This is a genomic window from Magnetospirillum aberrantis SpK, from assembly GCF_011022235.1.
Classification (GTDB): Bacteria; Pseudomonadota; Alphaproteobacteria; order Rhodospirillales; family Magnetospirillaceae; genus Magnetospirillum; species Magnetospirillum aberrantis.
In genome coordinates this window covers 217507-229073 of record NZ_JAAIYP010000007.1, presented here as the reverse complement: position 1 = coordinate 229073, position 11567 = coordinate 217507, and the positions used below count along the sequence as shown (strand labels likewise).

Here is an 11567-nt window from a genome sequence, read left to right as displayed (position 1 = left end):
GGGACGGGCAAGGGAAGAACCTTTGTCCGCGTGCCCCTTTCCCCCAAAAAAACCATCTGTCTTTTGGGGGCGAAAAGGGTCACGATTTCGCAGCGGTACGGGTGCCCCGGCCGGGGTCGCCCGTGCTTTGTCCACCGGACGAGGGAACGTGCCATGAGCAAATGGGTGTATAGCTTCGGAGCCGGTCGCGCGGAAGGCCGTGCCGACATGAAGAACTTGCTGGGCGGCAAGGGCGCCAATCTGGCCGAGATGAGCAATCTCGGCATTCCGGTGCCGCCGGGCTTTACCATCAGCACTGAGGTTTGCACCTATTATTACGCCAACGGCCACGCCTATCCTCAGGACCTGACCGAAGCGGTGCTGGACGCGCTCGCCAAGGTCGAGGAAACCATGGGCGCCAGGTTCGGCGACGAATCCAGTCCGCTGCTGGTTTCCGTGCGGTCGGGCGCCAGGGCCTCCATGCCGGGCATGATGGACACCATCCTGAACCTGGGTCTGAATGACGTGTCGGTGGAAGGCCTGGCGAAAAAGGTCGGCGACGCGCGTTTCGCCTATGATTCCTATCGCCGCTTCATCCAGATGTATTCCAACGTGGTGCTCGAGATCGACCACCATCATTTCGAGGAAATCCTCGAGGCCCACAAGGACGACAAGGGCCTGTCGCTCGACACCGATCTGTCCGCCGACGACTGGAAGGCGGTGGTGGTCAAGTACAAGGACATGGTCGAACGCCATCTGTGCAAGCCGTTCCCGCAAGACGTCAAGGAACAGCTGTGGGGGGCGATCGGTGCCGTGTTCGGGTCGTGGATGAACAATCGCGCCATCATCTATCGCCGCCTGCACGACATTCCCGAAAACTGGGGCACCGCCGTCAACGTCCAGGCCATGGTGTTCGGCAACATGGGCGACGATTGCTGTACCGGCGTGTGCTTCACCCGCGATCCCTCGACCGGCGACAACAATTTCTATGGCGAATTCCTGGTCAACGCCCAGGGCGAGGACGTGGTCGCCGGCATCCGTACCCCGCAACAACTGACCATCCACGGCAAAAATCTGCAACGGTCCGACCTGCCGTCCATGGAAGAGGTGATGCCCGAGGTGTTCAAGGAACTGAACGCCATCCGTCACAAACTGGAAGCCCATTACCGCGACATGCAGGACATGGAGTTCACGGTGCAGCAAAAGCGCCTGTGGATGCTTCAGACCCGCACCGGCAAGCGCACCACCAAGGCGGCCTTGAAGATCGCCGTGGACATGGCGCGCGAGGGGTTGATCACCCGCAAGGACGCCATCGGTCGCATCGATCCCACCGCGCTTGACCAATTGCTGCACCCGACCCTTGATCCCAAGGCGCCGCGCAACCTGTTGGCGCGCGGTCTTCCCGCCTCGCCCGGCGCGGCGTCGGGCAAGATCGTGTTCTCGGCCGAGGACGCGGAAACCTGGGTCAAGGACAAGAAGGAAAAGGTCATCCTGGTGCGTGTCGAAACCAGCCCCGAGGACATCGGCGGCATGCACGTCAGCCAGGGCATCCTGACCACCCGCGGCGGCATGACCAGCCACGCCGCCGTGGTGGCGCGCGGCATGGGCACGCCCTGCGTGGCCGGCGCCGGCGAGATCCGGGTGGACTACAACGCCCGTCTGCTCAAGGTGGCGGGCAAGGAAATCCGCGAAGGCGAGGTCATCACCATCGACGGCGGCACCGGCGAGGTGTTCCTGGGCGCCGTGCCGACGGTGCAGCCGGAACTGACCGGCGATTTCGCCACCTTGATGGAATGGGTGGACACCATCCGTACCCTCAAGGTCCGCGCCAACGCCGAAACGCCGCTGGACGCCGCCACCGCCCGCAAGTTCGGTGCCGAAGGCATCGGGCTGTGCCGCACCGAGCACATGTTCTTCGATCCCAAGCGCATCCTGGCGGTGCGCGAGATGATCCTGTCGTCCGACGAAAAGGGCCGCCGTGCCGCCCTGGCCAAGCTGTTGCCCTATCAGCGCCAGGACTTCGTCGATCTGTTCAACATCATGCAGGGCCTGCCGGTGACCATCCGCCTGTTGGACCCGCCGTTGCACGAGTTCCTGCCGCACACCGACGCCGAGGTCGCCGAGGTGGCGCGCGAGGCCGGGGTGGACGTCGCCACCGTGACGGCGCGCAACGCAGCCTTGCACGAATCCAACCCCATGCTGGGCCATCGCGGTTGCCGCCTGGGCATCACCTACCCGGAAATCTACGAGATGCAGGCCCAGGCCATCTTCGAGGCGGCGGTGCATGTGTCGCGTGAGACCGGCCGGACGGTGACGCCCGAGATCATGATCCCGCTGGTCGGCGCCAAGAAGGAACTGGACCTGCTCAAGGCCAGCATCGACAAGGTGGCCGCCCAGGTGTTCGAGGCCGAAGGCTACGCGGTCAAGTACCATGTGGGCACCATGATCGAGTTGCCGCGCGCCGCCCTTCTGGCCGGCGAGATCGCCGAAAGCGCCGAGTTCTTCTCGTTCGGCACCAACGACCTGACCCAGACCACGTTCGGCATGAGCCGCGACGATTCCGGCCCCTTCATCGGTGTCTACCGTGAAAAGGGCATCTATGAGCACGATCCCTTTGCCCAGTTGGACCAACAAGGCGTGGGCGAACTGGTCAAGATCGCCTCGGAACGCGGCCGCGCCACCCGTCCGGCCATCAAGCTGGGCATCTGTGGCGAACATGGCGGCGACCCCAGTTCCATCGCCTTTTGCCAGAAGGTGGGACTGGATTACGTGTCGTGCTCGCCCTATCGCGTGCCGATCGCCCGCCTTGCCGCCGCCCAGGCGGCCCTGGGCGATTCCAGCGGCAGCGGCATGCACTGAGTGAAAGACGGGGGTGGGAAGAAGGCTTCTTTCCACCCCTTTCCCTTTGTCTGTCGGATGGGGGACGCCATGGCGCCGGGTGAGTTCGAGAAGATGTGTGCGGGCGAACCGTTCTCGGTCCACACGCCGGAAATTCAGTCCAAGCTGTTGGCCACCCATCGTTGGCTGTCGCGCTACAATGCCTCGCTGGCGGTGCCGCCCGAGGTGCGGCGTAGCATGCTGCTTGAACGGCTGGCCGCGGTGGGCGAGGGAGCGGACATCCTGCCGCCGTTTCATTGTGATTGCGGTTTCAACATCCGTCTGGGTGCCGGTGCTTTCCTGAACTTCAACTGCGTCATCCTGGACGTGGCTCCGGTTTCCATCGGTGCCGGCACCCAGATCGGGCCGGGGGTGCAGATATTGACCACCGACCATCCGCGCGATCCGTGCACCCGTGCCCAAGGCGTGGAATTCGGCCGTCCCATTTCCATCGGCGCGCGGGTGTGGATCGGCGGTGGCGCCATCATCCTGCCCGGCGTCACCATCGAGGACGAAGCGGTGGTGGGAGCGGGGGCGGTGGTCACCCACGATGTCCCGGCCGGCATGACGGTGATGGGAAACCCGGCCCGGCCGCGCTGAACCCCTCTTCCCCGTGACGGGGCGTTGGGCTTATGGTGCGCGCCATCATGCTTGCCGCCCCCGTGATCGACCTTCCCCGCGACAACCGCCGCAAGGCCTGGATGCCGTTGCTGTTGTCAGCGGCGCTGCACCTGTTGCTGGGATTGGCGTGGCTGGGCTTTCCCGTGCCCGAACACCAAGACGATGGCGAGCGGGCGATGGTCGTCGATCTGGCGCCGATGCCGCCGCCACCCGCACCGGCCAAGCCGCCGGAAGCGCCAAAGGACAAGCCTCCGTCGCCGCCTCCGTCGCCGGCCCCTGAGACGGGGGCGCCCATTCCCCAACTCGAGGAAGGCATGCTGGCGCAGCGTTCCAGCACGCCCAAACAGAAAGAGCGCGGCGACGAGGCGCCGGTCGTCGCCCGTCCCGACGCCAAACCCAAGCCCAAGAAGCCCGAACCGGTCACCCAGAACGAGCGCGATTTCGTGCTGGGGCAGGTGCTGCGTCATTGGTCGCCGCCGCGTGAGCTTTCCGCCTATGACAAGGCCGATGTCCGCGTCACCGTCACCGTGGGCGCCGACGGTTATTTCGCCGATTTGTATGACGCGCGACGGCCGTGGAATCCGGGGGCGGTGTTCGACGGTTACCAAAGCCTGCCCCCCGGCGACGTGCGGCGACGCACGGTTGACGCCTTTTTGTCGGCTATCCGCAAGGCCCAGCCGGTGCGGTTGCCGCCGGCACTCAAGGCCAAGGCGCCGTTTTCCGTGCGATTGGATTTCCGGTTCCGCGATGCGCGCTAGGGTGGATCGCTGAATACAACTTTGGTATAAGTTCTTCATGCTGGCACGTTTCCATCGCAACGATCTGCATGCCGTGGTGGTCGAGGACGACGACACCACCCGAGCCCTTTTGCTGCGTCTGTTGACCAACATGGGCGCCGAGGAGGTGTGGGGGGCCAGCGACGGCGCCGAAGGGTTGCGGCTGGTGTGCCAGAAACGTCCCAGTCTGGTGCTGTGCGACCTGGAGATGGACCCGGTGGACGGGCTGTCGCTGTTGGGGGGCGTGCGCTCGGCCATGGATCCGTTGCTGGCGGCGACGCCGGTGTTCATCTTCACCGGCAACAAGGATGCCCACCTGCTGTCCAAGGCCAAGACGCTGAAGGCCGCCGGCTATCTGGTCAAACCGTTCAATCCCAAGGGGTTCTCGTCCTATCTGGCCGAAGCCATGGCGGTTCGCGACAAGACCCGCGCCCAGTCGGACAGCGAGGGCGAGCCCGATCTGGTGTTCTCCTGATTTTTTCCTGGTTCCTGGGGGGATGGGCGCTATAGTGCGCTCCGCGTCTTCAGGGCGGGGCGGAATTCCCCACCGGCGGTAGGCGCGGGGAAACCCGCGCGAGCCCGCGAGCGCCGGTGGTTTCGGCCACCGGGTCAGCAGAGCCAGTCGAATGCTGGCGCCGACGGTCACAGTCCGGATGAAAGAAGATGGCAAGGCTCCTTCCTCGTGCCGCTTGGGCTCGGGGCGGGAACCCGTGTCTATGCCCGGAAGCGCTCTGACAACCGCAAGGACCAAGGAGCGTTTCACATGTCCCCTTCCCCGATCGCCGCCGCTTTGGCGGAATTGCGTGCCGGCCGTCCGATCCTGGTGCAGGACGACGCCGACCGCGAGAACGAGGCCGACCTGATCTGCGCCGCCGAAAGCGTCGACGACGCCATCATGGCCCGCATGATCCGCGACGGCAGCGGCATCGTCTGTTTGTGCCTGACTCCGGCCAAGGCCGCTGAACTGGGCCTGTCGCCCATGGTCGCGGACAACGGCTCGCGCTATGGCACCGCCTTCACCCAATCCATCGAGGCGCGAAGCGGTGTCACCACCGGGGTTTCCGCCGCCGACCGGGTGGCGACCATCCGGGCCGCCCTGGCTTCGGGGAACGGTGACGTGCGGGTGGTCAGCCCCGGCCATGTCTTTCCGTTGATCGCCCGCGCCGGTGGCGTGCGCGAACGTCCCGGCCACACCGAAGCCTCGGTGGAACTGGCGCGGTTGGCCGGTTTGACGCCGGCCGGGGTCTTGTGCGAGCTGATGAATCCCGACGGCACCATGGCGCGCGGGAAACAGGTCACGGATTACGCCCGCCTTCATGGTCTGGTGATCGTCACCATCGCCGACCTGATCGCCTATGTGGCCGAGCGCGCGGCGGCGTGACCATGGCAAGGCGGGGCACTGGCCCCGCCTTGAATTTAATTCCAATGGTTGTATCGTCTTTGGCTGTCATTCCGCGATAGGTGGATCGATGGCAGGTTTGTGGCGTACCGTTCTGGTGTTGGCAATTCTCGTCCCCGGAGCGGTGTTCGCCGAGACGCCGCAGGAAACGTGCGAACGGGCACTGGCCACGGGGGCGTTGGAGCCGTTGCGTGCCGCCGCCTGGGCCGGGGTGCCCAAATGCATTGGGCGTTTGGGCGAACGCTATCGCTTGGGCGACGGGGTGGAACGCGACGCTGCGCAGGCGATGATCCTGTTCCGTCAGGCGGCTGAAGCCGGTGACCCTGCGGCCCAGACCATGCTGGGGCGGATGCTGCGGCACGGCAAGGTTGTCCGTGGCAAATGGGGCGAAGGTGTCGAGTGGCTGCGAAAAGCGGCCGAGCAAGGCTATGCCCCGGCCCAGACCCAATATGGGTTGGCTTTCTGGAACGGTGCCGCGCGCCCCAAGGACCCGGCCCAGGCGGTCGCGTGGCTGCGCAAGGCCGCCGAGCAGGGAGATGTCGAGGGGGCCGCCTGGTTGGGAGCCGCGTTGCGGGACGGTACCGGAACGGCGCCGGATGTGGTTCAGGCGGCGAAATGGTTGCGCAAGGCGGCGGAAGGGGGACACCTGCCGGCGCAGGTGTCGCTTGGTGTCTTGTGTTCCGAGGGCAAGGTCGCCGATTGCGGCCCCGTCCAGGCAGTGGCTTTGTATCGCAAGGCGGCGGAACAGGGTGACGGGCGTGCCCAGACATGGCTGGGCATCGCCCTGAGCGAAGGGCCGGGAACCCGTGACGAGGCCGAGGCGGCCCGGTGGTTCCGACTGGCCGCAGAGCAGGGAAGCGCGGCGGCGCAAGGCCGTCTGGCCACCCTTTATCGCGAGGGGCGGGGCGTCGATCAGGATTTGGGGCAGGCGGTGCACTGGTATCGCCGTGCGGCAATGCAAGGTGACGCGTCATGCCGGTTGTGGCTGGGCACCATGTTGCGGGACGGTGAGGGAACGAAGCGGGATTATCAGGAAGCGGTGCATTGGTTTCGGTTGGCCGCCGAACAAGGCAACGCCGCCGCGCAGCGGAGTTTGGCGGCCATGTATCGTGAGGGGCTGGGCGTGCACAAGGATCTGGCCCAGGCGGCTGCCTTTTACCGCAAGGCGGCCGAGGCGGGCGACACCAACGCCCAGACATGGCTGGCGGCCATGCTACGCGACGGCCACGGCATACCCCAGGACGACGCCGAGGCCGTGCGCTGGTTCCATGCGGCCGCCGATCAGGGGGTTCCCCAGGCGCAGAACAACCTGTCCTTCATGTACCGGTACGGTCGGGGAACCGGGCGCGATCTGGTACTTGCCTATGTCTATCTGGCCCTTGCCGCCGAAGGGGGCGAAGAAACCACGAAAGAGCGCGACGAAGTGCACGCGCTGTTAAACGAAGAGGACCGGCGTCGCGCCGAAACCGAACTGGCCCGGCGCCGTACCGTCAAAGGCTGAAACGAATATCATACCGGTTCCGCGAAGTTCCGACTCGCGGAACCGGTCTGCGGCCATTGCGGGCGCGGCCAAGTGGCCGGAGGGCCACGTCCGGCGAGGGGCAAAAAGAAATTTCCGACCACAGGTCGGGAATTTCTGAAACGACTATCAGCGCCCCAGTGCCAGTTTGGCGCCGATGCCGACGAAGGTGGCGCCGGCCAGCCGGTTCAGCCAGCGGCCGGCGGCCGGATGGCGTGACAGGCTTTGGCCCAGATGGCCGGCGAACAACCCGACCAGCGCGAACAGTCCCGCCGCCTGAAGGGCGAACAGCGTGCCCAGCACCAGGGTTTGAAGCGCCGTCTGGCCGCGTTCCACCACCACGAATTGCGGCAGGAAGGCCAGGAAGAAGACGATGACCTTGGGGTTGACCGCATTGGCCAGCACCCCGCGCAGGAACAGGGCGCGGGCGTCGCCGGTCATGGCGGCGGGGGCCTTGTCCATGGCTGGATGGCGCAATACCTGGATGCCCAGCCAGATCAGGTACAGTCCGCCGGCCAGCTTGAGCGTCAGGAAGGCGGTGGGCGAGGCGGCGATCAGCGCGCTGACCCCCGCCGCCGCCAGGGCGGTGTGACTGAGACAGCCGACGCCGCAACCAATCCCGAAGGCCATGCCCGCTTTCGGGCCGCGTGCGGCGCCCAGGCTCAGCACCATCAGGTTGTCGGGACCGGGCGCCAGCGTCACCGCCACCGCCGCCCCTAGAAAAGTCAAAACCTGGCCGAGGCCCAGAAGGGCGCCGTGATCCATGCCCTTAGCGCCAGCCTTGGGTGCCGCAATCCAGACCGACCGCCACGGTGGCGGTGCCGTTGGTCCAGAAGTTGCGGTAGCTCCAGACCCGTGCCTCGCCGTCGCAGATGATGCGCAGATGGTCGGCGTCCAGCCATTCCACCTTGGGGGCTGCGCTCTTGTCCACCATCAGCACGCGGGTTCCCTTGATGGGGTTGTCGCCGGTCTTGGTCATCGAGATCAGGAACGGTTCGGCCTCGCCGGCCTTCATGGTGCCGACCACGGCGTCCAAGCCGCCGACCGGTGACGGGAAACGGGCCACCTCGGTCACTTCGCCGTCGCCGCAGGCCGCCAGCACGGCCGTCGCGGCCAACGTCAACCACCGCTTCATCGCGTCCTCCATCCTGTAGGGGGGCGACCCTAGCACGCCCGGCAACTCTTGGCGACCATGCCTAGGGCAAGGCAGGGTCAACCCGAAGCCGCTTGCGCCGACGGCAGGATGAAATGGAAGGCGCTGCCGCCTTGGGGCCGGCATTCCACCCAGATGCGGCCGCCGTGGTGTTCCACGATCTTCTTGCAGATGGCCAGCCCGATGCCGTTGCCGCCATAGCTGTCGCGGCTGTGCAGGCGCTTGAACAGGGCGAAGATCTGGTCGTGGAAATCGGGGGCGATGCCGATGCCGTTGTCGGCCACGGTCAAGCGCCAGCCTTCGGTCACCGGGCTGGCCGTGACGTTGACCGCCGGGGCGCGGTCGGGCGACCGGTACTTGATGGCGTTGCCGATCAGGTTGAGAAACAGGCGTTCCAACTCGCCGGGACAGCCCATGACCTGCGGCAACGGCGTGTCCACATGCAATTGGGCGCCGGCTTCGGCCATCGTGGTGGACAATTCCTCGGCCGCCAGGGCGACGACATGGCCAAGGTCCACGATCTCGGCGACGGTTTCTTGCCGGCCGACGCGGGAATATTGCAGCAAATCCAGGATCATGCGGTCCATGCGCAAGGCGCCGTCGCGGGCGAAATCCAGGAATTCGCGCGCTTCGTCGTCCAACTTGTCCCCCTGACGGCGTTCCAACAGGGTCAGGAAGCTGGACACCATGCGCAACGGCTCGCGCAGATCGTGCGAGGCGACATAGGCGAATTGTTCGAGTTCGGCGTTGGAACGGGCCAGTTCCTCGGATTTCCGGGCGACGCGGATGGCGTTTTCCTCTGCCAGGTCGCGCTGTTGGCGGACCTGGGCGTCGCGGGCGGCGATGTCGCAGGCGGCCCGTTCCAATTGCGCCGCCACCACGTCCAATTCGTGGCACGCCCCCTTGAGTGTCGGCAGGTGCAGGTCGGTGGGGGGCGGTTCGGTGCCCATGGCGGTGGCGAACTGGGCCATGGCGCCCATGGACCGGGCCAGCCGCATGCCCAGCCACAGCGCCAGCATCACGCCGGGAACCGCCAGGGCCAGGGCCCCCAGGCCATAGAGCAGGGCATGGCGTCGGGCCGGCGCCTCGATGGCTTCCGCCGGAAAGGCGGCCAGGGCAATCCAGTCCGTGTCGTGAATGGTCTGAAGGACCGTCATGTGCTCGACCTGGGCGCCGGTCGGGCCCAGCTTCAGATGCACCCGGTCGCTTGTTTCGTCGCCCAGGGCTTCGGCCAAAGGTGCGTGCAATGCCGCGATCCCTGAATTTTCCGGGAAGGTGGCGACCTGGGCGGCGGTGTTGTCGAGTAAGGCGACGGTCCACGGCGCCTCGGCCCAACTGAGCAAGGGATCGAAACGGCTGGCGAACATGCCGACGGCCAGGGCGTGCGGCCGTCCTTGCACCATCACCGGCTTGATCATGGCGAAGATGGGACGTTTCGACGAGGCGCCCTGGAAGATGGCGGTGACGATGGTGCGGTTCTGGTCCAGGGCCCGCAAGACTTCGTCCTGGGGCACCGAGAACGCCGGCGTGGGCTTGCCCGGCGGCACCCGGCTGTTGAGAAGGGTCAGACCGTCGGGGCGGACCAGCGAGACCGCGTCCAGCCGTTCGCCGGTGATGGCGCGGGCCTGGGTGTGGAAGGCGGCGAGGTTGCCGGCCAGCAGGTCGGGCGAGGCGGACAGCACGTCCAAGGTGCCGGCCAGGGTGTCCATCTGGGTATGGACCGCCGCCGCCAGAAAGGCGGCACGGGATTCTGCGCGTTGCCACGCCACCTCGTAATCGGAGCGCAAGGACAAGACGAATACCGCCGTCGCCAGTCCCCCCACCGGCAGGAAGGCGGCGATCACCAGCAACGCTAGATACAGGCGGATTCCCGGTCTGTGCCCCATGCCTTCACCCCCTTGTCAGCAAGGCCATGGCATGACCATGGTATTCCTTGCACGCCAAGGTGGTCAAAGGGCGTCCACCCGAGGCGCCGTAACGAATTGTGACAGCGCCAGGGGTGAGGAGAGTTACTCGGCGGCGGCCTTGACCTTGTGCAGTTCCAGTTCGTCCCACACCGACACGAACGACTTGACCAGATGGTCCAGCATTTCGTCGGTGTGCAGCGGCGTCGGCGTGATGCGGAGCCGTTCGGTGCCCACCGGCACGGTGGGATAGTTGATGGGCTGCACATAGATGTCGTGCTTGTTCAGCAACAGGTCGGAGGCCTGTTTGCACAGGGCGGCGTTGCCCACCATCACCGGGACGATGTGGCTGACCGACGGCATCACCGGAATACCGGCCTCGGCCAGACGGCGTTTGGTGGTGGCGGCGCGTTCCTGGTGCCGGTCGCGGATTTCCGGGTGCTTGCGCAGCACCTTGACCGAGGCCAGCGCGGCGGCGGCCACCATGGGCGGCATGGACGACGAGAAGATGAAGCCGGGGCCGAAGCTGCGGACATAGTCCACCAGCGCCGCCGAGGCGGCGATGTAGCCGCCGACCACGCCCACTGCCTTGGCGAGCGTCGCCTGGATGATGGTGATGCGGTCGCGCACGCCGTCACGTTCGGCGACGCCGGAACCGCTGACGCCGTACATGCCCGCCGCGTGGACTTCGTCCAGGTAGGTCATGGCGTTGTGCGCCTCGGCCACGTCGCAGATTTCCGCGATGGGGGCGATGTCGCCATCCATGGAATAGACCGATTCGAACGCCACCAGCTTGGGCGTCTCCTTGGGGTACGCCGACAACAGCTCGTCCAGGCTTTCCGGGTCGTTATGACGCCAGATGTGCTTGGGGGCCTTGGAGTGGCGGATGCCCTCGATCATGGAATTGTGGTTGAGCTCGTCCGAGAACACCACGCAGCCGGGGATGGTCGAAGCCAGGGTGGACAAGGTGGTGTCGTTGGCCACATAGCCCGAGGTGAACAACAGCGACGCTTCCTTGTCGCACCAGGACGCCAGTTCCTGTTCGAGCAGCACATGGTAGTGGTTGGTGCCCGAAATGTTGCGGGTGCCGCCGGCGCCGGCGCCACACCGCTCCACCGCTTCCTTGGCGGCGGCCAGGACCTCGGGATGTTGGCCCATGCCCAGATAGTCGTTGGAACACCAGACGGTGACTTCGTGCACCTGGCCGTCGCGGTAGTTGCGGGCGACGGGGAAGCGGCCGCACTGACGTTCCAAGTCGGCGAAGACGCGGTAGCGGCCTTCGCTCTTGAGGTCGGCGATACGCTTGGCGAAATAGTGCTGGTAATCCATCGGACCTTGC

Annotated in this window: 10 protein-coding genes and 1 riboswitch; of the genes, 6 read left to right on the top strand and 4 right to left on the bottom strand. The window is 66.0% G+C overall.

The window, feature by feature from the left end; all coding sequences use genetic code 11:
- Positions 1-153: 153 nt before the first annotated feature.
- The 6 genes from ppdK (at position 154) to G4223_RS02365 (ending at position 7153) form a co-directional block, all read left to right on the top strand.
- Positions 154-2838, top strand: a complete 2685-nt coding sequence (gene ppdK, locus G4223_RS02390) for a pyruvate, phosphate dikinase (RefSeq protein ID WP_163674468.1) — start codon at positions 154-156, stop codon at positions 2836-2838.
- A 69-nt stretch (positions 2839-2907) separates the two neighbouring features.
- Positions 2908-3456, top strand: coding sequence for a sugar O-acetyltransferase (locus tag G4223_RS02385; RefSeq protein ID WP_163674465.1), 549 nt, complete (start codon positions 2908-2910; stop codon positions 3454-3456).
- A gap of 47 nt (positions 3457-3503) precedes the next feature.
- Positions 3504-4235: a hypothetical protein gene (locus G4223_RS02380; RefSeq protein ID WP_163674463.1), complete on the top strand. Its 732-nt coding sequence runs from the start codon at positions 3504-3506 to the stop codon at positions 4233-4235.
- Positions 4236-4272: 37 nt separating this feature from the next.
- On the top strand, positions 4273-4728 hold the full coding sequence (locus G4223_RS02375) for a response regulator (RefSeq protein ID WP_163674461.1): 456 nt from the start codon (positions 4273-4275) through the stop codon (positions 4726-4728).
- 41 nt (positions 4729-4769) lie between these two features.
- Positions 4770-4922, top strand: a riboswitch (FMN riboswitch).
- Between the two features lie 94 nt (positions 4923-5016).
- Positions 5017-5634 carry a 3,4-dihydroxy-2-butanone-4-phosphate synthase gene (ribB, locus tag G4223_RS02370; RefSeq protein ID WP_163674459.1) on the top strand — a complete coding sequence of 206 codons (618 nt, stop codon included), beginning with the start codon at positions 5017-5019 and terminating at the stop codon, positions 5632-5634.
- 88 nt (positions 5635-5722) lie between these two features.
- Positions 5723-7153, top strand: coding sequence for a tetratricopeptide repeat protein (locus G4223_RS02365; protein ID WP_163674457.1), 1431 nt, complete (start codon positions 5723-5725; stop codon positions 7151-7153).
- 147 nt (positions 7154-7300) lie between these two features.
- On the opposite strand, the gene G4223_RS02360 is transcribed toward G4223_RS02365, so the two are convergent.
- The 4 genes from G4223_RS02360 to hemA form a co-directional block, all read right to left on the bottom strand.
- On the bottom strand, positions 7301-7936 hold the full coding sequence (locus G4223_RS02360; protein WP_163674455.1) for a LysE family translocator: 636 nt from the start codon (positions 7934-7936) through the stop codon (positions 7301-7303).
- Between the two features lie 4 nt (positions 7937-7940).
- On the bottom strand, positions 7941-8306 hold the full coding sequence (locus G4223_RS02355; protein ID WP_163674453.1) for a hypothetical protein: 366 nt from the start codon (positions 8304-8306) through the stop codon (positions 7941-7943).
- A gap of 77 nt (positions 8307-8383) precedes the next feature.
- Positions 8384-10210: a sensor histidine kinase gene (locus G4223_RS02350; RefSeq protein WP_205762330.1), complete on the bottom strand. Its 1827-nt coding sequence runs from the start codon at positions 10208-10210 to the stop codon at positions 8384-8386.
- 123 nt (positions 10211-10333) lie between these two features.
- On the bottom strand, positions 10334-11557 hold the full coding sequence (gene hemA / locus G4223_RS02345) for a 5-aminolevulinate synthase (protein WP_163674449.1): 1224 nt from the start codon (positions 11555-11557) through the stop codon (positions 10334-10336).
- Positions 11558-11567 lie beyond the last annotated feature (10 nt).